Genomic DNA, 21,292 nt, shown 5'->3' on the forward strand with positions numbered 1-21,292 from the left:
TGTATTGCCGCCAGTCCGCAGAGATCCGGTGGTAAAGGTGATTTCCTCTGGAGATGTTATCGACTCGTATGACCATAACTTTATATTGCGGCATGACAGATTCTTATTTCCAGATAGATTATGACCCCAGGTAGATGAGTTGGCGCGACACATTCAAGCCATCTATATTACTTAACTCAATAATGCCATTACTCTTAATGGAGATGAATATGCCTTATGTAAATATTAAAATTACCCGCGAAGGGGCGACGGCGGAACAGAAAAAACAGCTGATTGCTGGCGTCACGCAACTGTTAGTCGATACCTTGGGCAAAAACCCAGCAACAACCGTGGTGGTCATTGATGAAGTAGAGACCGATAACTGGGGCATTGGTGGTCAGAGTGTCACCGACCTACGAAAATCGTCATAATTCGGCTCAGAACAGTGGGAAACTTGTCAGTTTCCCAACCTACATCATAAAAAATTTAAAACGTCGTTTTAATACTATTGACTCTAACTAAGCCAGCAGTGAGACTAGCCTAAACCACACCCATCACTGACACACATTCAGAAATAGGCCAGCTTTCCATGACCAGCAAAAATATTGCCGTTATCGGCGAATGCATGATTGAACTATCACAAAAAGGTTCCGACCTTAGCCGGGGTTTTGGCGGTGATACGCTGAATACAGCGGTGTATGTTGCACGTCAGGTTTCTGAGCAGGCCCTGAATGTGCATTACGTGACCGCACTGGGCACTGACAGCTTCAGCGAAGAGATGCTGACCGCCTGGCAGCAGGAGAAGATCCACACTGACCTTATTCAGCGTATGGATAATAAGTTGCCGGGGCTATATTTCATCGAAACCGACAGCACCGGTGAGCGCACCTTCTATTACTGGCGCAATGATGCCGCCGCCCGCTTCTGGCTGACCAGCCCGGCGGCAGACGAAATCTGCCAACGTCTGGAAAAATTTGATTATCTGTATCTCAGCGGTATCAGTCTGGCGATTCTGGACAGCGCTTCACGTCAGCGTTTACTGAAGTTGCTGCGCGCCTGCCGTGCTAATGGTGGCAAAGTTATCTTTGATAACAACTACCGCCCACGTCTGTGGCAGAGCAAGGAGGAGACGCAGGAAGCCTACCGTGACATGCTGGCCTGTACTGATATCGCCTTCCTGACACTGGATGATGAAGATATGCTGTGGGGCGAGAAGCCACTGGAGCAGGTGATTGATCGCACTCAAGCATTAGGCGTGAATGAGATTATTATCAAGCGGGGCGCGGATTCTTGCATCGTCTGGGTCAAAGAGGGCTTTGAAGCCCAGCAATATGATGTTCCGGCAGTCAAACTGCCGAAAGAGAGAGTCGTCGATACCACGGCCGCCGGGGACTCCTTCAGTGCCGGTTATCTGGCGGTTCGCCTGACCGGTGGCAGCGCCCACGACGCAGCAGTGCGTGGCCATTTAACCGCCAGCACAGTGATTCAGTATCGTGGTGCCATCATCCCACTGGCAGCCATGCCGGCGGTCTGATTAGCTCAGCATCGAGTTCGAAGGGGCTAACGCACCTCGGGGCACTTCGGCGGTTTACACCGCTACGACCCCAACGGCACGCTTCCCCTTCGTTCAGCAATAGCCATCAATCGACCCGGAGCATAGCGCGCCGGGCGACTTAATTACTGTGCCGTAGTGGGTGTCGGCGGTGCCGTTTCCGCAGCACTCACCACTGGCACAGCATCCTCAGGCACCACGGTATGCGGCGTCATAATCGCGTTATACGCCTCCTGCAACACCTTCACATTCACCTCTGGCTCGCCTTTCGGTTGCGTCAGAATCAACGTGGTATCTTGCGATAGCTGCTGTTTCAGCTCCTGATTCAGCGCGGCGAGAGTCAAGCTAGACAAAAATGCCTGCCGAAGCTTCTGATACTGCTCTGGCGCGATATCAACCACGCCACTCTGTTGTGAACGCAGGCGTTGGCTCATCAGAATGTCGGTATCGGTTCGGGCATAGGTGGCAAACAACTTGCTGAGCTGATCATTTTTCTGCGCCATCAATGCATCAAATTCCGCCTGACTCAGGCCATTGGTGCGTAATCCGGCCAGCTCGCGGGCAACAAAACTCATCCCCGGCGTCAGATTCTCGGTCGGCGTATTCAAGTGAATAGCACATTGGGCGCGCTGATACTGCACCCGACAATCAAAGCCCAGCTTCAGGTTCTTCTGATCGCTCTTATTCAATACTTGCTGGATATGCCAGAACAACGCCTCACGGGCTAAATCGCTGCGCCAGTAGCGGCTCAATGCGACGGAGTCCTGAATCGGATGCCATGGGGTATCCCACATCAGTGATAGCGTGTCTTGCGTTGCCTGTTCACCCATCAAGCTCACCGGCTCTGGTGGCAATGGCGCTAACATCGCCACTGGCGCAGGTGTCGTGCGCTTCCCTTTCAGCTCTGAGAAGGTTTTGCTGATTTGGGCGGCGATACTGCGGCTATCCACATTCCCCACCACGTACAGCGTCATGGCGTCCGGGGTATACCACTGCTGATAAAACTGTTTTAGCTTCTCAACATCGACCGGTTGCGCCACCGGCTGGCCCGGATCATGCCCAATCAACGAAGAGCCTTTCAGCCGATAACGCCACCAAGGTTCCTGAATATTTTGCGGGAAAGTGGCAATCGGATCTGTCGCGCTATTCAGTGCAGCATTAACGGTTTGTTCATTTATAGCCAGTTTGCCACTGGTATCAGATAACCAGGCCAGCGCTTCCTTCATCAGGTCAGGGCGGTTATTGGGCAGACTAAGGCTGTATAAGGTGAAATCATAAGATGTAATGGCTGGTGGCAACGGGCGCTCGTTATCGACCCCTTGCTGCCACAGCGACTGAAGTTGGGCGGGCGTAAAGCTCACGCTGCTCATTAATGCCAGACGTGGCAACAGATGGGCAAAGCCAACTTGCTGTGCGCTTTCTGATAATGAGCCAGTATTAACGACCAGACGTAACTCGATCCGATCGCTTGGGCGCTGTGGCGTTGCCAACAGCTGCCATGAAAACCCGTTTTCTAGCTTCCCCTGCTGCCAGGCAGGATCGGGTTGTAGTGCTTCAGCCTGCACATTACTGCTGGCGGCAGCCAACAATAATCCACCAACTATGAGACGAATTCTGGTGCCCTGCATGTGAACCCCTACTTAATAATCTATCCAATTTTAACCCTTCTTACTCGAAGCCACAGTGGTGTTAGCTGCCCTCCCTAACATGGGTCAGTGCATCGCTGACGGCCTACCTGCAACACCAATTGCCTTGGGTATAAACAATACAATTTTACGTAAGTCACTTGTTTCACGTGAACAGCCAATGCTTAGCATATCAGCGACCAACGCCATATACCGCAGCTATAAAGAGATGCATAAACCATCCAGCTGGCAAAAACAGGTCACTATGCCGACATTTTTGGGCTAAAAATCAACGGTCATCGCCTCCATGAAAACTGGAGGTGGGAGTGTACCATTCTGTTAGACCGCATGCTTTTGCGGATGTCACTCATCAGAGTAAAAAAATAGTCTCTAAAGGGTAATTAATACCAGAAAACGGCGATGGGGGACTCATTTTACGGAAGTACCGCCAGTGACAGCGAGCCACTGGCGGTTTTTATGTGAATTATCTGAAACTGTATAACGCGTCTATCAAGAAGAAGAGATGCTGCCCTTCATCTCACTATTCGGGGGAGTTTTATTGGATAACACCGCTTGCAACTGATCGTTATCCAGCTGGTTGCACCATTTGGCAACCACAATGGTTGCAACACCATTACCCACCAAGTTAGTCAGCGCACGGGCTTCTGACATAAAGCGGTCGATACCCAGAATCAGGGCCAACCCAGCCAGAGGCAAATGCCCTACCGCAGAAATGGTGGCGGCTAACACAATAAAGCCACTGCCTGTCACCCCTGCCGCTCCTTTTGAAGAGAGCAGCAGCACCACCAATAATGTTACCTGATGAATCACATCCATATGGGTGTTCGTGGCTTGCGCAATAAATACCGCCGCCATAGTCAGGTAAATAGAGGTGCCATCAAGGTTAAAGGAGTAGCCGGTCGGGATAACTAAACCAACCACCGACTTCTTACAGCCCGCTTTTTCCATCTTGTCCAGCATCCGCGGTAACACGGATTCAGATGATGAGGTCCCCAACACGATCAGCAACTCTTCTTTGATATAGCGGATAAACTTGAAGATATTGAAGCCGTTGAATTTTGCAATCGAGCCAAGCACCACCACCACAAACAGGATACAGGTGGCGTAGAAGCAGATGATCAACTGACCCAATTGCACCAGACTGCCCACACCATATTTACCGATAGTAAAGGCCATAGCACCGAAAGCCCCGATTGGCGCTAAGCGCATGATCATATTGATGATGCCAAAGATAACGCGGGAGAAACTCTCGATAACATTGAAGATGATCTGGCCTTTCTCACCCAGACGATGCAGGGCAAAACCAAATAACACCGCAAACAGCAGCACTTGCAGAATATTGCCGCTAGCAAAAGCACCCACCACACTGCCGGGAATGATATCAAGTAAGAACGGCACAATCCCTTGCTGCGAGGCTTGCTCGGCATAGAGTGCAACCGCTTTGGCATCCAGTGTCGCCGGGTCGATATTCATCCCGGCGCCGGGTTGCACCACATTCACAATTACCAGACCAATCAGTAGCGCGATGGTGCTGACAATCTCAAAATAGAGCAAGGCTATCGCACCGGTACGGCCAACGGCCTTCATACTTTCCATCCCCGCGATGCCCGTCACGACGGTACAAAAAATCACGGGTGCGATAATCATTTTAATTAGTTTAACAAATCCATCACCCAGTGGTTTCATCTGAGCGCCGAGGTCAGGGTAAAAATGACCTAACAAAACACCCAGGGTAATCGCCGTTAACACTTGAAAATAAAGACTTTTAAATATTGACGCTTTCATAACTATGTCCTTTTGAAGAAATACACGGCAGCCTATCGCTTTGTTCTCAGTGATGATTGAGTGACACTTCTTTTTTATCCGTGCTTGCGCGGAAAATAACACCCTCATAACAATATGGAAATTATTAGTTGCACTGGATTGCACCCTTCGTTCGAAATTAAGAACTGAAACGCTTCAAGAGAACGCAACAAGAGAAATACAGTGAGATCAACCAGACAATTAACCAAAAATGATTAATGGTGATAATGAATAAAAAAGCGGCAATTAACAGGGCGAGCAGGAAAGCGCTGAGGATTTTGTTGCACAATTTCTGCAAAAAATATGCAATCAATAACAGAAGTGAATAGCATTTTGGATGGGGGCAAAAAATCAAAAAGGCGAAAATCGTGCCGCACAGCTCCCCCAAGGGAGAAGCACGGCATGATGTTCAGATATTGCAGCGAATAATTAACGATCGAGGGTGATGCCATACTGTTCGCGATAGCGATGAACAGCCGCCAGATGATCGGCCATTTCCGGCTGCTCTTCCAGATAACTGACCACATCACTCAGGGTAACAATAGAGATCACTTTACAATGGTAATCACGCTCAACTTCTTGAATCGCCGAGATTTCACCACGGCCGCGCTCCTGACGATCTAATGAAATCATCACACCTGCCAGTGTCGCGCCTTGCGCATTGATAATCTCCATTGATTCACGAATTGCAGTGCCGGCGGTTATCACATCATCAACCAGCATGACTCGGCCTTGTAACGGGCTACCCACCAGACTGCCGCCTTCACCGTGGTTTTTCGCTTCTTTGCGGTTAAAGCAGTAAGGCAGATCACGCTCATGATGCTCCGCCAAAGCGACGGCGGTGGTGGTTGCAATCGGAATACCTTTATAGGCTGGCCCGAATAATAGATCGAACTCCACGCCACAATCCATTAATGCAGCGGCGTAGAAACGCCCGAGTTTTGCCAGATCAAGCCCGGTATTAAACAACCCTGCATTAAAGAAATAGGGGCTGATTCGCCCAGACTTCAGGGTAAATTCGCCGAACTTCAACACCTGCTTGTTAAGCGCAAACTCAATAAACTCGCGCTGATAGGCTTTCATGGGGACCTCTCCTCTCTAGATTGTGACGGCTTTCGTTAATCACTTATTCATTAGGTGCCTCAAATTGCAGGCAAAAAAAAGGCGACTACCGAGTCGCCTAAATCAATTACTGCGCTAACGCCGCCTTCTGCGCCTGGAAGATAGTCTCTATCCCCCCTCGGGCCAATGCCAGCAACGCCAACAGCTCTTCATGACTGAACGGCTCACCTTCAGCGGTGCCCTGCACCTCTATCATCCGGCCATCTTCCATCATGACAACATTCATATCAGTTTCCGCCGCAGAGTCCTCTACATACTCCAGATCACAAAGGGCCTCGCCCTTCACGATACCGACAGAAACCGCAGCAACCAGCCCTTTCATCGGGTTAGCTTTTAATTTGCCGCTGGCCACCAACTTATTCAGCGCATCAGCCAGCGCCACACAAGCCCCACTGATTGAAGCAGTACGGGTGCCACCATCAGCCTGCAAAACGTCGCAATCTAAAGTAATGGTGAACTCGCCCAACTTCTTCAGATCCACTGCCGCACGCAAAGAGCGGGCGATCAGGCGCTGGATCTCCAACGTACGGCCGCCTTGCTTGCCTTTCGCAGCTTCGCGGGCATTACGGCTATGGGTGGAGCGTGGCAACATGCCATATTCGGCGGTAATCCAGCCCTGGCCCTGCCCTTTTAGAAAGCGCGGGACACCCTCTTCAACCGTGGCGGTGCACAATACTTTGGTATCGCCAAACTCAACCAACACTGAACCTTCAGCGTGTTTCGTGTAATTACGGGTCAGGGTTAATGGGCGGACTTGTTGTGCTGCTCGGTCTGCTGGACGCATGGACTTTCTCCGGCTTTAAATCGATATTGGTCGCGCATTATACGGCCTTAGTGATGTAATGCCTATCCTGCCCGCGCCTCGGAGGCTATAATCCCTGCATCTTTTCTTTATTAAAACGGGTACGCACAATGATCCGCAGCATGACCGCCTACGCCCGGCGTGACATTAAGGGTGAATGGGGCAGCGCAGCTTGGGAGCTGCGTTCCGTTAACCAACGCTATTTAGAAACTTATATTCGCTTACCAGAACAGTTCCGCAGCCTGGAACCGGTCATTCGCGAACGTATCCGCAGCCGCCTAACTCGCGGCAAAATTGAGTGCAGCCTGCGCTTTGAACTGGACGCCACGGCACAAAGTTCACTGATCCTGAACGAAAAACTGGCGAAACAGCTGGTTGAAGCGGCGAACTGGGTCAAAATGCAAAGTGATGAAGGCGAGATAAACCCGCTTGATGTTTTGCGCTGGCCGGGCGTGATGTCAGCAGAAGAGCAAGATCTGGATGCCATCAGCACTGAACTGATGCAGGCGCTGGATGTGGCCCTTGATGACTTTATCATCTCCCGCGAGACCGAAGGTGCAGCATTAAAAACACTGATCGAACAGCGCCTTGATGGCGTGAGTGCCGAAGTGATTAAAGTCCGTGCACACATGCCCAACATTTTGCAGTGGCAACGTGAGCGGCTACTAAATAAACTGGAAGAAGCGCAGGTCCAGCTGGAAAATACCCGTCTGGAACAAGAGTTAGTGCTGATGGCGCAGCGTGTCGATGTCGCCGAAGAGCTGGATCGCCTCGAAGCGCACGTCAAAGAAACGCACAATATTTTGAAGAAAAAAGAAGCTGTTGGCCGCCGCCTTGATTTTATGATGCAAGAATTCAACCGCGAGTCGAATACGCTAGCATCAAAATCTATCAATGCCGAGGTCACTAACTCAGCCATTGAGCTGAAAGTGCTTATTGAGCAAATGCGCGAACAGATTCAGAATATCGAGTAAAGTTTCACAAGCTATCACCAGAAAGCATAAAACCAGCAAGCCCGCAGATTAGCGGGCTTTTTTATTTAATTCACGGTCACTATTACTTAAGTAATTTGACTACGTTATTCGTAGTATCAGCATCAAGAGAAAACTACGACTATCGTAGTTATGAAGATGAAAACTAATTACCATAGTGTTTTTTGTCAAAGACTTAAGCAGGCTAGACTCGCTAAAGGATTGTCTCAAAAGAAGCTGGGCATTGCTGCCGGGCTTGATGAGTTTGTGGCAAGCACACGTATTAATCGTTACGAGAAAGGCGTACATGAAGTCAGTATCGAGATGGCTAAACAACTGGCGGATGTGTTAGAGGTGCCGTTAGCCTATTTCTATACCGCTGATGATGTATTGGCCGAAATAATGCTTATTATTCTGACATTGTCGCCAATACAAAAAATGGAGATATTAGCGCGGGTAAAAGAGTGGGCAGAGCAAGATCACTGAAACAAAATAGCGCCAAACCAAATCACACAAAATAAGTAAAAAGTAACGCGTGGTTTGATTGCTCATACCTACCCCCACCGGTAAAACGCCATATCCTAGGACGATATGGCGACGCATTCAGACACGGATAACAGAATCATGGCAACCTTTCCCCGCCCTCGTGCGGGGCTTTTTTTGTCTGCTATTTAGTGATGGCGTTCACCGTTTGAAGCTTTATTTCTGGTTGGCGAGACTAAAAAGGGGCGTGCATGCCTAGAGTGCATGGATCTGCATGCAAAATACCCCCCTTAAAACCCTGTGTAGCCCCAGTACTGGCGCGGTTTGGGGGTCTGTATGCAACTGCATGAAAAGCGACCTGTAAAGCGCGCAGGCGTGGAGGGGATAGCATTGCGCGCAGAGCTAATCAGGCACAGTATCTTCAAAAAAATTAACACGTTGTGGATGAATGTAAAAAAGAACTCTATAGATATAGGTAATTGAAGGATAATTAGAAAAAGAGTAATTTGAGGTTATTAAACGACTTAAAAGAGAAATTTATGAACATTAATCCTCAAGGCTTTGAGATACGTAACCGAGAAGTTAACAACCTTTATCAGGCTTTAGCACAATCAGATTTATCACTTGACGATGCTGAATTATTCTTCGATTTTCCAATGTACAAAGGTGATGATGACAATCTCGTTATTTCACAAATGCTGCTTATAAGCCCTATTTATGGAGTAATAATATTTTATTCATCTGGAGCCACAGAGTATAATTTTGAAGCATTAAATAAAGATGACCGAAGCTTAGAGCGTGTTGCAAGTTTTGTTGCAGCCCGCTTACTTAAAAATGATCGCTTAAGAAGAGGTATGCTCGCTTTTAGCTTACCCGTGAATACTTTATTATATTCCCCTCTAATTGATGGAAATACTATTAGAGTAGATTCATTAAGAAACCCTGTTGTGGCGACCACCAGAGAATTAATAGCCTCTATTGAATCGTTTAGAAAAGACTTTGCTGAAAATATTTTCTACGAAGCTATTTCGACAATACAAGGAGCTAAGGGCTTATTAAAACCTGAAGACAGGAATATAGAAAAACTTCCTCCTGGTTCAAAAGCCGAAAAAATAATGGGGGTTGAGTCAAAAATTCTAATGTTCGATAAAGATCAACAAGAAGGATATATTCCTGCACTTAATGGTCCACAGCGTATTAGAGGGTTGGCTGGGTCTGGTAAAACTGTAATTCTCGCAATGAAAGTTGCACAAACATTGCTACGTGACGAAACTCGAAGAGCAACTATTCTTTATACTTTTAGTACAAAGAGCCTTTATCAGCATGTAATTAGACTTATCCAACGATTTTATCGAGAGTTTCATGATGATTCCACGAACCTCGATAGATTGACAGTAATGCACTCTTGGGGAGGAAGATCAAATGCTGGTGTCTACTATGAAGCATGCCAAGCTTTCGGTCATGATTTTTTGACTTATCCCGCAGCTCAAGCAGCTAGCAGAGGGGGCATGGACCCATTCGAATTTGCTTGTAAAGACTTACTTGAAAGTGTCGAAGTAAAACCTCTATTTGATTTTGTATTTGTTGATGAAGCCCAAGACTATGGTATTTACTTTATGAGGCTATGTACAAAATTAGCCCGTGATAAACAAGTCTGCTTTGGTGCTGATATTTTTCAAAACATTTTTCAGAAGAAAAGCCCAACAGCAAAAGAGATCTTTGACGACGGCACTGAGTTTCTTAAAGATAAGTTTCTTGAGGTTTGTTATCGAACACCTCTAGGTATTTTGGTTAGTGCCCATGCTTTGGGATTAGGCGTTTATGGCAATCAAGTGCAAAAAATAGAAAGTGTCGGGTATTGGGAAGATCTTGGTTATAATGTTTTATCAAGAGAGAATGGCGAATTCCAAGAGTCAGAATTAGTTGATGTTTTAAGGGAAACAAAGAACTCTCCAACATTCTCACATGAAGATACTAGAGAACTATTAAGTTATAATTTTGAATGTAAAGACTTAGAAGATGAAATTAATAAAGTAGCAACATCAATTGAGAATGACATCATGAGGGAAGGACTTCTTCCTGAAGATATTTTAGTTATATGTGCTGATGATTACCATTGTAACCCATATTTTAACAAACTAACTAAAGTACTTTCCGTGAGAGATATCCATACAAATAATGTTCATGCTGAAAAAATATCAATTCATGATTTCAAGGTAAAAGGTAGAGTAACATTAAGTACAATTCACAAAGCAAAAGGAAATGAAGCCTATTCTGTATATATCATGGGCACTGACTTCTTATGTCATAACTTAAATATAAGAAATAGAAATTTATTATTTACTGCGATGACAAGAACAAAAGGTTGGCTATATATAAGTGGTATCGGTGAACTTACAAGACAACTCAAAAAAGAGATTGAGATGGCTTTAAATAACGTTCCACATATAAGATTCACATATCCTACCGCAAAAGAAGCTCAGCAGATTGAACATGATATTAAGCACGGAGAACGAACATCCGCAAAAGACTTAAGTGAGCTTGAGGCTATGTTGCAAAAATTCGGCAGTCTAGAAAATGTGCAGAAACTCCTAGATGAGCAAGCTGGTAAAAAAGGTAGAAAATGAACGTATTTAGAGAGATTAGAGCCATAAGAGCTTGTGTATCACTGGTCGAAAATGCCGGTTTACTAAGTGATCTTAATGAATCTGTGAACTTACCTTACAATTACGTTGCACAAGCTCGCGGACTCCCATATTTAGAGTATTGGAACTTATACAAAAGGAATTTTTGGTTTCACATTAAACTGAGTGATGATGGGCTTATTTTATTTGAAGAAACCACCTTCAGATATATAATGAGTCCAATATCTATTCCTACGATAGGTGACTTTATTAATTATGAGTTAGGTAGTGATTGGGATTCATTCACGGAAGAAGAACAAAATAGTTACATACAGTCCCAGAATTTCAAAAATTCCTATGAAAGCTTTATTGAAACCACTTCTGACTATAAAAGTTTTACTCCAATAAGATTAGATCAACATCCACATCAGCGCAAAGCTATTACACATCCAGCCCATCATTTACATATAGGCTACGAAAATGAATCGAGAATACCAGTCAAACGTGTATTAACGCCGTTGGCATTCACAGCTTTTATATTATCTACATTTTATCCCGATGGATGGAAAAAACTCCATATTGATGGGCATATAAATGAGGAAAGTATCTGTGAGTTGAAATCAAAATTATCTATGATTGGGCATATAGATCAATGTTATTGGGATACAACCTGGGAGGAGAATAGACTTTATCTAGTATGAACGTGGCCATGAAGATGGAAAGTGTTTTTGCAGTCACTTTCCATAAATTATTTATTTTTCATAAAGATATATAATTTCTACTCATGCTATCGCCATTCTATTGTTTCAAAAATATCAGGTAATTATAAGCATAAAATTATATGTACCAAACTGCGTACCAAAAAACTTTAATGAAATTAAAAATAAATAAATATCAATGCATTACATCAAAAATAATAAACAAATCCAAAATATCGATTAACTTCTCACCGCATTTCAGCACGTCGCAAAAAATTTCTAATACCAAAAATTAAGTTGCACCTCAAATGTTGGATAACAACCTGACATTTAGAGGTGCACTTTTATGATTTCTCATCGCCACAATATCCCCGCTTACCTTGCCGGACCGCTGGTTTTAACTGGTAGTGGAGGTTTTGTTCATAGGTGAATATGTATTCATAAAACGCAAAGGTAATTTGAGTGCTTTCCGGACGCTCAAAAATAAGAATCCGTGAGATTGCTAGTCGCTAACACTCAATCTAATATTGTGAGAGATAAGTTGGTAAAAGGAAATCATCATGTTTAAGTGTCGCGGTTTAATCGCAGTATTGGCAGCTATTATCTCTCTTTCCATGTTTGCAACACCGGCACTGGCAAATCCGGGTAATGGCAACAGTGGTGGTAACCATGGCAATAGCGGCAATCATGGGAATAGCCAAAAAGGTAACGCTAGCCAGAAAAATACCACGTCAGCCGATCATCGTAAAAACTATGGTAAACCTGATCATGTTGACTCAGATATTAACTATAACTTAGCCCGCAATCTGGCAGTTAACTTCGGCCTGACGGGTTATCAATCATTGCCGCCAGGCATAGCGAAAAATTTGGCCCGCGGGAAACCCCTTCCTCCAGGCATTGCAAAGAAAAGTGTTCCTGCTTCCATGCTGGGGCAGCTCCCTTATTACCCAGGATATGAGTGGAAGATGGTGGGTAATGATTTGGTGCTGATCGCATTGAGCACTGCCGTCGTAACGGCAATCATTAACGGCGTTTTTGATTAGTATCAAAATTGCCCTGGCTTTCAGGGCAATTTATTAAGCACTTATTTATATTGTTTGCCAAATGCATCAATAACCCTTTCGCCATCTTCTTTGGTAAACACACCTTTTTGTGGTTCAGGCAATATTTCAAGCACTATTTCTGAAGGGCGACATAGTCGTGTTCCCTGTGGGGTAACAACAATCGGGCGGTTAATCAGAATAGGATATTGCAACATAAAATCGATTAACTGATCGTCCGTAAACGGGTTTTCTGCCAGCCTTAGCTGTTCATAAGGCTCAACATTCTTACGCAATAAGGCCCTGACACTTATTCCCATATTAGCAATGAGCTTTACCAGCTTATCGCGGCTCGGGGGTGTTTCGAGATAATAAATAACTGTTGGTTCGACTCCACTATTGCGGATGAGTTCTAACGTATTACGGGATGTACCACAGTCTGGATTGTGATAAATAGTAATGTTGCTCATATCAGTATCTCATTACAAATTGAAAGAGAGGCGCAATGCCAGCATAAGCAGAGTCATGACAATCTCAATGCCATCATAGCGTCGATATCACCAAGTAATCATCAACATTCATTATGTTTTAATGATCTGCTTCGAATATATGCCCCAACTGTGCCTCTGCATAGGTAGAAACCTGTAGAACGCAGTCTACCCAAATGGATCATTACCTTTTTAAATATTCGATTATAAAAAATTATGTTGAGTCACAGAGAGTTTGGAAAACTATTTTGGCGGAAGACCACAGGAGTCGAACCTGCCGAGGACCGCTGGCGGCCCCATCTGGATTTGAAGTCCAGCCGCCCCACCGGGGACGATGATCTTCCATAGATATGCATTATCTAAGTCGGCGATTATAGCGCGTTTATTGTATGGCGCTATTCATTAGATATGAGTTGGTGAATAAATGGCTCTATTGCATTAACGGAAATCACTCCGCAGCAGTGGTGTTGTCGCCAGGTAAGTGCAGCCTGTTACCAGACTGCACTTATATCCAGCTCTAAAGGGGTCAGGCCGATATGACTCTCAACGCAATGCCTGAAGAATATTATAGGCAGCTTGTACGCGGACAGGATTAGGGTAATTCTTGTTAGCCAACATCACTATGCCAATATTCTCCTCTGGGATGAAGACAATATAAGCCCCAAAACCATTGGTAGCACCGGTCTTATGCACCCAAGATGCCCGTATCGCAGGGTGTGGTGGCTGCAATTCCTCAGCTTTACGCGGTTTCAACGCGATATCATTGCCACTGTCGGCAATGACCCTCTGTGGGTTGATAGGCCAGTTATACATTTCCCACCCCAACCCTTGGAACATCTCTCCCGCTTGGAAATAGCGAGACTGGGCCGCGATGAGCGCTCTCTTTAACTTATCGTTTTCAGCAGGCAGGCTATCAGGGCTCATATTGGCCTGCATAAATCTCACCATATCTTGCGAGGTGGATTTCACGCCATAGGCTTCCTCACCCAACATGCCTAATGTGACACGTACTGGCTGACCATCCTTATATCCCCATGCATAGTTTGACTGCATCGACTCAGGGACAGTGATAAAAGTATGTTTCAGTTTTAATGGCTGGAACACATTTTTCATCATGTAGTTTTCAAATGTTAACTGGCTTTTCTTCACCGCCAGCGCACCAAATAAGCCAATGCTGGCATTGGAGTAATTTCGCATTACCCCTGGAGCCCATTGTGGCTGCCATTGTTGATAATATTGCCATAATGATTTCTGGTCGGTCACCGAATCGGGGAGTTGAAGAGGAAGCCCGCCCGCAGTGTAAGTCGCCAGATGCAACATTTTCACCTTTTTCCACTGATTCCCCGTTAGCTCAGAAGCGTATTCCGTCACAGGATCATTAAGGTTCATCATTCCGGTTTGTACCGCATACTCCCCGGCAACTCCGGTAAAGGTCTTACTCACCGAACCGAGCTCAAACAGGGTATTTTCTGTTACTCGGCGGCCTGTTTTTATATCCGCGACGCCATAGTTAAAAAATTGCGGCTTGCCGTCATAAAATACCGCGACGGCCATACCGGGAATATCCTGTTCTTTGAGCAATGGCGTAAGGGTGTTATTAACGATAGCTGCAACCTGTTGTTCCGTCAGTATTGTTTGTGCTGAGGTACAAAGTGGGGAGGTTGCAATAGCGGCTAAGACCAAAGTAGTGATTATAGACTTTTTCATCATTGGGGATCTTCCATAGACTGGTAAATGACACACAGTGTGGCTCCTTCTGCGGCACAAATTCTGCAAGGATTGACTATGGATAACAATCGATTATATTTGGCATTTAATAATAGAAAATCTAACAGATAAGCCTATGGTACGCAGCTATATTCCGTTAAATGCACTTCGTGCCTTCGAAGCTGCGGCCAGACAGTTAAGTTTTACTAAGGCTGCTATCGAATTAAATGTTACCCATGCCGCAATAAGCCAGCAAGTCAAAGCCCTGGAACAACGCCTCAACTGTCGCCTCTTTATTCGTATTTCACGCGGATTAGTGCTAACAACGGAAGGTGAGAATCTACTCCCCATCCTTAACAACTCCTTTGATAGGATAGCTGACACCCTAGACCGTTTTTCTGCTGGGATGATGCGTGAAAAAATCAGAGTGGGCGTTGTTGGGACCTTCGCCACCGGCTATCTATTGTCGCGTTTGAGGCATTTTCAACAGCATTACCCCCATGTGGATATTTTACTTTCCACACATAATAATCGCGTCGATGTTGTGGCTGAAGGGCTGGACTACGCCATTCGCTATGGCAATGGTGCCTGGCATGGCACGGAGTCGCAATTTTTATGCGATGCCCCCCTTGCGCCTTTGTGTGCTCCCTCATTAGCAGGGTGTTTACGTACCCCTAATGACCTTCAAAAATTTACTCTGCTTCGCTCCTATCGTCGCGATGAATGGTCGACATGGTTTACCGCCGCAGGGGGGTCTGTCCCTTCACCTTCCCAGCAAATAATCATGTTCGACTCGTCGGTAAGTATGCTGGAAGCGGCGCAAGAGGAAATAGGTATTGCGCTGGCCCCGCCGTCCATGTTTATGCACCTGCTACGTAGTGAACGCATCATCCAACCTTTTAGCACGACGATTAACCTTGGAGGATATTGGTTAACTCGCCTACAATCCCGCACAGAAACTGCCGCGATGCGGGATTTTGCTCTGTGGTTATTGTCTGAGATGAAATCTGAAAGAGTCGAATCACGGTGACAGATTCTGCTGTATTTACGGAATCACTCAGCGGTTATGTCTCTACAACAGCTCGAAAGGGCTAATAGTTCACTTCGCCATATTTATCACGGTGCTCTTTCGGGGTGATGGAATAGCCTTTTTTGAATACCGAATAGAAATATTGCAGTGACGGGTAACCACACATTTGTGATATTTCATTGATAGGCAGCGAGGTAGCGGCCAGTAAATTGCGCGCTCGATCGAGCTTTTCTTCATGAATAACGCCATGAATCGTCTGCCCAATATCGTCTTTAAAGCGCTTTTCCAAATTCGAACGCGACATCCCTACCGCATCCAGCACCTGCTCCACCTTAATCCCCTTGCAGGCGTGATGACGAATGTAGTGCATCGCCTGAATGACCGCCGGATCACGTAGCGAACGAAAATCCGTTGAACGGCGAGCTATCACTTTCACTGGAGGAACCAGAATGCGCTGCAACGGCGGGGCCTCTTGCTGTTTTTGGCGTTGGTTAAGGCGTTGATGTAACAACTTGGCCGCCCGATAGCCCATTTGCCGCGTCCCTTGCGCGACTGATGAAAGTGCCACTCGCGATAAATAGCGGGTTAACTCTTCATTATCGATGCCAATCACACTCAGTTTTTCTGGTACGGCAATATCCAGATGCTCGCACACCTGCAATAAATGGCGCGCCCGCGCATCCGTCACGGCAATAATCCCCGTCTGATGCGGCAAGGTTTGTACCCAATCCGCCAACCGATTTTGGGTGTATTGCCAGTTCGCCGGCGCGGTGGCCATGCCTTGATAGACCACCCCTTGATATTGCTCCGCCGCCACTAATTGGCGGAAGGCATATTCCCGCTCCTGTGCCCAGCGCTTATCACTGCTGGCCGGTAGCCCGTAGAAAGCAAAACGATTTAAACCCTTCTCTTTCAGATGCATAAAAGCGGCCTCGACCAAGGCCTGATTGTCGGTCGCAATATAATCGACCGGCGGGTACTCCTCCGGCTGATGGTAAGAGCCGCCGACCCCGATGATAGGGACATCGACATTCACCAGCAGTTGCTCTATCTGCCGATCATCAAAATCAGCTATAACACCATCACCCAGCCAATCACGGATGTTATCGATGCGACAGCGAAAATCCTCTTCAATAAAAATATCCCAATCGCACTGCGAAGCCTGTAAATACTCGCCGACGCCTTCCACTACTTGCCGGTCGTACACTTTATTAGCGTTAAACAGCAAAGTTATCCGGTAGCGTTTCTCAAACATGGGAGTGGCTCCTGAAATGGATGGGGGATTAAAACGAAATCCGCAGAGAGATCAATGCAGTATGGCACTGAACTCTCTGCTGCGGGATAGGGTTAAACCCGGCGTTTGGTGGCAGAATCCATCCACACGGCCAGCAGCAAAATCGCGCCTTTGACAATGTACTGCCAGAATGTCGGAACATCTAGCATACTCATCCCATTGTCGAGAGAAGCCATGATAAATGCGCCCATCACCGCACCGGCCACACTGCCGATCCCACCGGCAAGACTCGTGCCACCAATCACACAGGCGGCAATGGCGTCCAGTTCAGCAATATTACCCGCCGAAGGTGAACCGGCCCCCAGACGTGAGCTAAGAATCAAACCAGCGATAGCGACCATCAATCCATTGATCGCAAATACCGCCAGTTTAGTGCGCTCAACATTCACCCCTGATAAACGAGCGGCATCAATATTGCCGCCAATGGCATAGATTCGGCGGCCAAATGCCGTGCGGGTAGCCATAAATATCCCTGCCAACATCAACGCCGTCAGAATCAATACCGGAGTAGGGACTCCGCGATAATCATTCAGTAAATATATTGCACCAAGAACAATAATGGCGGTAATTGATTGGCGGGTGACATCCCCTTGTGGCGCGGCGACAGGCAAACCGAGCCGGATTCGGTGACTGCGGCGATGCCACTGCCAGGCGACAAACAGCATCAGGCCAATCGCGCCGATGCCGAACCCAAGACCATTGGGCAGATAACTTTGACCAATCTGCGACATGGCGTTACTGGTGGGCGACACCGTCGTGCCGTTGGTGATGCCAATCAAAATGCCGCGAAAAGCCAGCATTCCCGCCAGGGTGACAATAAATGAGGGCACTTTGCGATAGGCCACCCACCAACCATTCCATGCCCCAAGTACCAGCCCTAAACCCAGCGTGACCACAATGGTCAGGGGCAGCGGCCAGCCAAGCCACACGTCAAAAATCGCCGCAATTCCGCCTAGCAACCCCATCATTGAGCCGACGGACAAGTCAATTTCCGCGGAGATAATGACAAATACCATGCCGACGGCGAGGATGCCGGTGATCGCCGTCTGGCGCAGCAGGTTCGAGATATTTCTGGCGCTGAGATAGGCCCCTTCGGTGGTGAATGTGAAAAACAGCATAATAATGGCGATAGCCGCCAACATAACAAAAACTTGCAAATTAACTGATTTTAGCCGAAATAGCGGCTTTTTAGCGCCATTTTCTGGTGCATTAACTTCTGGTTGGTTAGCTTGCGACATGGGTTTCACTCCTGAGTGCGGCTTCCATGACCTTTTCTTGAGTCAGGTTCTGGTTAATGAGATCGGCTTTGATGCGCCCCTGATGCATGACCAGCACCCGATCACTTAATCCCAAGACCTCCGGCAGTTCAGAGGAAATCACAATGACCGCAATCCCCTGTTGGACCAATTGATTGATAAGTTTATAAATTTCATATTTTGCGCCAATGTCGATACCACGCGTCGGTTCGTCGAGGATCAAAATCTGTGGATTCAATAACAGGCATTTAGCCAATATGGCTTTTTGCTGATTGCCGCCACTGAGGCGGGCGATGGCCAGCTCTGAAGAGGAGGTTTTCACTTTCAATCGCGCCAGAGAGTGCACAATCGTCGATTGCTCTTTAGCATCATCCAGCACGCTAAAAGCACCGGTAAAATCATCCAGCGCCGCCAGGGTAATATTGGCCCCAACCCCCATCACCGGCACAATGCCATCTTTTTTGCGGTCTTCCGGCACCATCGCGATACCCAGCTTCATAGCTTGCTGGCAATTGCTGATGGTGACAGCTTTGCCATCAATAAAAATCTCGCCCTGCCAGCGGCCTGGATAGACGCCAAACAGGCATTGCACCGTTTCTGTGCGGCCCGAACCGACCAATCCGGCCACCCCTAAAATCTCGCCGCGTTTCAATGAGAAAGAGACGCCATCTACCCGACGAATATGGCGGTTTACCGGATGCCAGGCGCAGAGATTTTCTACCCGCAGAATTTCCTCACCGATGTGGTGCGCCTCGTGGGGGTATAGCTCTTTAAGTTCGCGGCCCACCATCATGGCGATAATGTCATCTTCACTCATAGTTGCCGCAGGACGAGTGCCAATATGACGACCATCGCGGATCACACAGATATGATCCGAGATGGCTTTCACTTCGTTCAATTTGTGCGAGATATAGATGCAGGCGATGCCGTGATTTCGCAGGTCACGAATAATATCCAGCAAAATGGCCGTTTCGTTCTCCGTCAGCGAGGCCGTTGGCTCATCCAACACCAGCAGCCGCACTTGTTTATTCAGCGCTTTCGCGATTTCGACCAATTGTTGCTGCCCAAGGCCCAGTTCACCAACCAGTGTATGGGGATCGACCGCTAGCTTGACCTGCGCCAGCATCCGTTGACAGCGTAAATACATGGCGTCGTAATCCATGATGCCGAAGCGGCCCCATTCTGAGCCGAGAAACATGTTCTCCAGCACAGACATTTGTTTCACCAATGCCAATTCCTGATGAATTATTGCAACGCCCTTTTGCTCTGTTTCACGAATATTTTTGGCCTGAAGCGTTTCACCTGCAAAAATTATTTCCCCTTGATAGGAACCTGTGGGGTAAATACCACATAACACCTTCATTAGTGTGGACTTTCCCGAGCCATTTTCGCCGCATAATGATAATACTTGCCCAGCCTCCAGTGTTAGGCTGATATTATCGACTGCCTTAACGACGCCAAACTGCTTGGTGATCTCTTTCATCTCTAGCAGGTAGGCCATTGCTCCCTCCTGTACCTTTTTAATTAAAGTTGCAGCTAATAAAACTGCAACTTTAATTGTTTATGCCATATATGAAATAGCAGCAATTTTAATAAACTGGGGAAATTCACCACTTATTAAAATTAGTAATAAAACCGCAAAATATACTTAATCAGTAAATATCTGATTTTTTATGGAATCCATCGGCGATAATTGTGCTATCAATATTATTTTTATCGACTTGAATCGGCGTTAATAAATAAGCGGGCACATCTTTTATGCCATTATTTAATTGGCTGTTCGCTTTGGGTTGTTCACCTTTACCCAAGCTCACGGCAATTTCTGCGGCGTCATTAGCTAATTTACTGATTGGCTTATATACCGTCATGGTTTGCGTACCTGCAACAATACGTTTTATGGCTGCCAAATCAGCATCCTGCCCGGAAATAGCCACTTTACCCGCCAGACCTTGCGCAGCTAATGCCTGAATAGCACCGCCAGCGGTGGCATCATTCGACGCCACTACCGCATCAATCTTGTTATTATTGGCCGTCAGCGCGTTTTCCATGATTTTTAAGGCATTTTCAGGTAACCAGGCATCAACCCACTGGTCGCCAACAATCTTGATTTTACCCTCTTTTATCAGTGGATTAAGTACTGTCATCTGCCCTTGACGGAACAACTTGGCGTTGTTATCCACCGGCGAACCGCCCATCAAGAAGTAGTTACCTTGTGGCACTCGCTCAACCAGGCTTTTAGCTTGTAACTCACCCACTTTTTCATTATCAAATGAGATATAAAAGTCGATATCCGCATTATTTATCATGCGGTCATATGCCAATACTTTTATCCCTTCCCGTTTCGCTTCGGCAATCACATTACTTAATACCTGGCCGTTATAGGGAATAATAACTAGCACATCAACACCACGGTTAATCATATTTTCAATCTGCGACATTTGTGTTTCTTCATTGCCGTTTGCTGATTGAACAAATACTTTAGCGCCGAGAGACTCAGCCTTGTTAACAAAAATATCGCGATCTTTCTGCCAGCGTTCAAGACGAAGATCGTCTATCGCCATACCGATTTTAATTTCTTTACTGAATCCTGGCTGGCTAAACATCACCAGTGCGGCACATGCGGAGAGTAAAATGTTCTTAAATTTCATCTTTCAGTACCTTTCTTATTGTGCAAGCAGGGGAAGAGAAACGGTAAACATCAACTGCAATAGGGATTGTTGACGCTTATTTGCACATCAGCAATTACAGATTTTCATCCGCCAATTATGTTTTTTGGTTTAATGTTAATTTTATGATA

At 46.5% G+C, this 21,292-nt stretch carries 18 protein-coding genes and 1 tRNA gene; 8 read left to right on the forward strand and 11 right to left on the reverse strand.

The window, feature by feature from the left end:
• The first annotated feature begins 209 nt into the window (after positions 1 to 209).
• Positions 210 to 410, forward strand: coding sequence for a 2-hydroxymuconate tautomerase family protein (locus HRK25_RS05630; RefSeq protein ID WP_032897557.1), 201 nt, complete (start codon positions 210 to 212; stop codon positions 408 to 410).
• Positions 411 to 568: 158 nt separating this feature from the next.
• Positions 569 to 1,513 carry a 2-dehydro-3-deoxygluconokinase gene (kdgK, locus tag HRK25_RS05635; RefSeq protein WP_005273491.1) on the forward strand — a complete coding sequence of 315 codons (945 nt, stop codon included), beginning with the start codon at positions 569 to 571 and terminating at the stop codon, positions 1,511 to 1,513.
• A gap of 143 nt (positions 1,514 to 1,656) precedes the next feature.
• Here the strand turns inward: kdgK and HRK25_RS05640 are convergent, their stop codons facing one another.
• From HRK25_RS05640 to rph, 4 genes are all read right to left on the reverse strand, one after another.
• Positions 1,657 to 3,159: a M16 family metallopeptidase gene (locus tag HRK25_RS05640; protein WP_032897555.1), complete on the reverse strand. Its 1,503-nt coding sequence runs from the start codon at positions 3,157 to 3,159 to the stop codon at positions 1,657 to 1,659.
• 507 nt (positions 3,160 to 3,666) lie between these two features.
• Positions 3,667 to 4,962: a dicarboxylate/amino acid:cation symporter gene (locus tag HRK25_RS05645; RefSeq protein ID WP_005273481.1), complete on the reverse strand. Its 1,296-nt coding sequence runs from the start codon at positions 4,960 to 4,962 to the stop codon at positions 3,667 to 3,669.
• Positions 4,963 to 5,409: 447 nt separating this feature from the next.
• Complete coding sequence (gene pyrE / locus HRK25_RS05650) at positions 5,410 to 6,063, reverse strand: orotate phosphoribosyltransferase (RefSeq protein ID WP_005273475.1); 654 nt, start codon at positions 6,061 to 6,063, stop codon at positions 5,410 to 5,412.
• 106 nt (positions 6,064 to 6,169) lie between these two features.
• Positions 6,170 to 6,886, reverse strand: coding sequence for a ribonuclease PH (gene rph, locus HRK25_RS05655; RefSeq protein ID WP_004705100.1), 717 nt, complete (start codon positions 6,884 to 6,886; stop codon positions 6,170 to 6,172).
• A 128-nt stretch (positions 6,887 to 7,014) separates the two neighbouring features.
• Here rph and HRK25_RS05660 point away from each other — a divergent pair, with 128 nt between their 5' ends.
• From HRK25_RS05660 to HRK25_RS05680, 5 genes are all read left to right on the forward strand, one after another.
• Positions 7,015 to 7,878 (forward strand): YicC/YloC family endoribonuclease, encoded by an 864-nt coding sequence (locus tag HRK25_RS05660; protein WP_005273471.1) that lies wholly within the window; start codon positions 7,015 to 7,017, stop codon positions 7,876 to 7,878.
• A gap of 150 nt (positions 7,879 to 8,028) precedes the next feature.
• Positions 8,029 to 8,361 carry a helix-turn-helix domain-containing protein gene (locus HRK25_RS05665; protein ID WP_032897552.1) on the forward strand — a complete coding sequence of 111 codons (333 nt, stop codon included), beginning with the start codon at positions 8,029 to 8,031 and terminating at the stop codon, positions 8,359 to 8,361.
• 536 nt (positions 8,362 to 8,897) lie between these two features.
• Positions 8,898 to 10,985, forward strand: a complete 2,088-nt coding sequence (locus tag HRK25_RS05670) for a DEAD/DEAH box helicase (RefSeq protein WP_005273467.1) — start codon at positions 8,898 to 8,900, stop codon at positions 10,983 to 10,985.
• Positions 10,982 to 11,683: a DUF2290 domain-containing protein gene (locus HRK25_RS05675; RefSeq protein WP_049610053.1), complete on the forward strand. Its 702-nt coding sequence runs from the start codon at positions 10,982 to 10,984 to the stop codon at positions 11,681 to 11,683. The genes HRK25_RS05670 and HRK25_RS05675 overlap by 4 nt, the downstream gene beginning before the upstream one ends.
• Before the next feature lie 557 nt (positions 11,684 to 12,240).
• The gene (locus tag HRK25_RS05680) at positions 12,241 to 12,723 is read left to right on the forward strand and encodes an anti-virulence regulator CigR family protein (RefSeq protein ID WP_005273463.1); all 483 of its coding nucleotides are present in this window, start codon (positions 12,241 to 12,243) and stop codon (positions 12,721 to 12,723) included.
• Between the two features lie 41 nt (positions 12,724 to 12,764).
• Here HRK25_RS05680 and arsC read toward each other — a convergent pair whose 3' ends face one another.
• The 3 genes from arsC to ampC form a co-directional block, all read right to left on the reverse strand.
• Positions 12,765 to 13,190 (reverse strand): glutaredoxin-dependent arsenate reductase, encoded by a 426-nt coding sequence (gene arsC / locus HRK25_RS05685; RefSeq protein WP_005273462.1) that lies wholly within the window; start codon positions 13,188 to 13,190, stop codon positions 12,765 to 12,767.
• Between the two features lie 267 nt (positions 13,191 to 13,457).
• Positions 13,458 to 13,552: transfer RNA gene (locus HRK25_RS05690), tRNA-Sec, on the reverse strand.
• Between the two features lie 199 nt (positions 13,553 to 13,751).
• Positions 13,752 to 14,918 (reverse strand): class C beta-lactamase, encoded by a 1,167-nt coding sequence (ampC, locus tag HRK25_RS05695; RefSeq protein ID WP_005273458.1) that lies wholly within the window; start codon positions 14,916 to 14,918, stop codon positions 13,752 to 13,754.
• Between the two features lie 133 nt (positions 14,919 to 15,051).
• Here ampC and ampR point away from each other — a divergent pair, with 133 nt between their 5' ends.
• Positions 15,052 to 15,945 carry a LysR family transcriptional regulator AmpR gene (gene ampR / locus HRK25_RS05700; protein ID WP_005273454.1) on the forward strand — a complete coding sequence of 298 codons (894 nt, stop codon included), beginning with the start codon at positions 15,052 to 15,054 and terminating at the stop codon, positions 15,943 to 15,945.
• Between the two features lie 61 nt (positions 15,946 to 16,006).
• On the opposite strand, the gene xylR is transcribed toward ampR, so the two are convergent.
• From xylR to xylF, 4 genes are all read right to left on the reverse strand, one after another.
• Entirely contained in the window at positions 16,007 to 17,200 is a 1,194-nt protein-coding gene (xylR, locus tag HRK25_RS05705; RefSeq protein ID WP_005273449.1) for a D-xylose utilization transcriptional activator XylR, read from the reverse strand.
• A gap of 92 nt (positions 17,201 to 17,292) precedes the next feature.
• Positions 17,293 to 18,477: a xylose ABC transporter permease XylH gene (gene xylH, locus HRK25_RS05710; protein WP_032897549.1), complete on the reverse strand. Its 1,185-nt coding sequence runs from the start codon at positions 18,475 to 18,477 to the stop codon at positions 17,293 to 17,295.
• Positions 18,464 to 19,996: a xylose ABC transporter ATP-binding protein gene (locus HRK25_RS05715; RefSeq protein WP_005273444.1), complete on the reverse strand. Its 1,533-nt coding sequence runs from the start codon at positions 19,994 to 19,996 to the stop codon at positions 18,464 to 18,466. The genes xylH and HRK25_RS05715 overlap by 14 nt, the downstream gene beginning before the upstream one ends.
• Before the next feature lie 151 nt (positions 19,997 to 20,147).
• Positions 20,148 to 21,143 carry a D-xylose ABC transporter substrate-binding protein gene (xylF, locus tag HRK25_RS05720; RefSeq protein WP_004874977.1) on the reverse strand — a complete coding sequence of 332 codons (996 nt, stop codon included), beginning with the start codon at positions 21,141 to 21,143 and terminating at the stop codon, positions 20,148 to 20,150.
• Positions 21,144 to 21,292 lie beyond the last annotated feature (149 nt).

This window comes from Yersinia bercovieri ATCC 43970 (assembly GCF_013282745.1).
Lineage (GTDB): Bacteria > Pseudomonadota > Gammaproteobacteria > Enterobacterales > Enterobacteriaceae > Yersinia > Yersinia bercovieri.

What these genes read in the sequence shown, in the direction of transcription:
- HRK25_RS05630 (WP_032897557.1), top strand. Translation starts at nt 210, where the DNA reads ATGCCTTATGTAAATATTAAAATTACCCGCGAAGGGGCGACGGCGGAA.
- kdgK (WP_005273491.1), top strand. Translation starts at nt 569, where the DNA reads ATGACCAGCAAAAATATTGCCGTTATCGGCGAATGCATGATTGAACTA.
- HRK25_RS05640 (WP_032897555.1), bottom strand. Translation starts at nt 3,159, where the DNA reads ATGCAGGGCACCAGAATTCGTCTCATAGTTGGTGGATTATTGTTGGCT.
- HRK25_RS05645 (WP_005273481.1), bottom strand. Translation starts at nt 4,962, where the DNA reads ATGAAAGCGTCAATATTTAAAAGTCTTTATTTTCAAGTGTTAACGGCG.
- pyrE (WP_005273475.1), bottom strand. Translation starts at nt 6,063, where the DNA reads ATGAAAGCCTATCAGCGCGAGTTTATTGAGTTTGCGCTTAACAAGCAG.
- rph (WP_004705100.1), bottom strand. Translation starts at nt 6,886, where the DNA reads ATGCGTCCAGCAGACCGAGCAGCACAACAAGTCCGCCCATTAACCCTG.
- HRK25_RS05660 (WP_005273471.1), top strand. Translation starts at nt 7,015, where the DNA reads ATGATCCGCAGCATGACCGCCTACGCCCGGCGTGACATTAAGGGTGAA.
- HRK25_RS05665 (WP_032897552.1), top strand. Translation starts at nt 8,029, where the DNA reads ATGAAGATGAAAACTAATTACCATAGTGTTTTTTGTCAAAGACTTAAG.
- HRK25_RS05670 (WP_005273467.1), top strand. Translation starts at nt 8,898, where the DNA reads ATGAACATTAATCCTCAAGGCTTTGAGATACGTAACCGAGAAGTTAAC.
- HRK25_RS05675 (WP_049610053.1), top strand. Translation starts at nt 10,982, where the DNA reads ATGAACGTATTTAGAGAGATTAGAGCCATAAGAGCTTGTGTATCACTG.
- HRK25_RS05680 (WP_005273463.1), top strand. Translation starts at nt 12,241, where the DNA reads ATGTTTAAGTGTCGCGGTTTAATCGCAGTATTGGCAGCTATTATCTCT.
- arsC (WP_005273462.1), bottom strand. Translation starts at nt 13,190, where the DNA reads ATGAGCAACATTACTATTTATCACAATCCAGACTGTGGTACATCCCGT.
- ampC (WP_005273458.1), bottom strand. Translation starts at nt 14,918, where the DNA reads ATGATGAAAAAGTCTATAATCACTACTTTGGTCTTAGCCGCTATTGCA.
- ampR (WP_005273454.1), top strand. Translation starts at nt 15,052, where the DNA reads ATGGTACGCAGCTATATTCCGTTAAATGCACTTCGTGCCTTCGAAGCT.
- xylR (WP_005273449.1), bottom strand. Translation starts at nt 17,200, where the DNA reads ATGTTTGAGAAACGCTACCGGATAACTTTGCTGTTTAACGCTAATAAA.
- xylH (WP_032897549.1), bottom strand. Translation starts at nt 18,477, where the DNA reads ATGTCGCAAGCTAACCAACCAGAAGTTAATGCACCAGAAAATGGCGCT.
- HRK25_RS05715 (WP_005273444.1), bottom strand. Translation starts at nt 19,996, where the DNA reads ATGGCCTACCTGCTAGAGATGAAAGAGATCACCAAGCAGTTTGGCGTC.
- xylF (WP_004874977.1), bottom strand. Translation starts at nt 21,143, where the DNA reads ATGAAATTTAAGAACATTTTACTCTCCGCATGTGCCGCACTGGTGATG.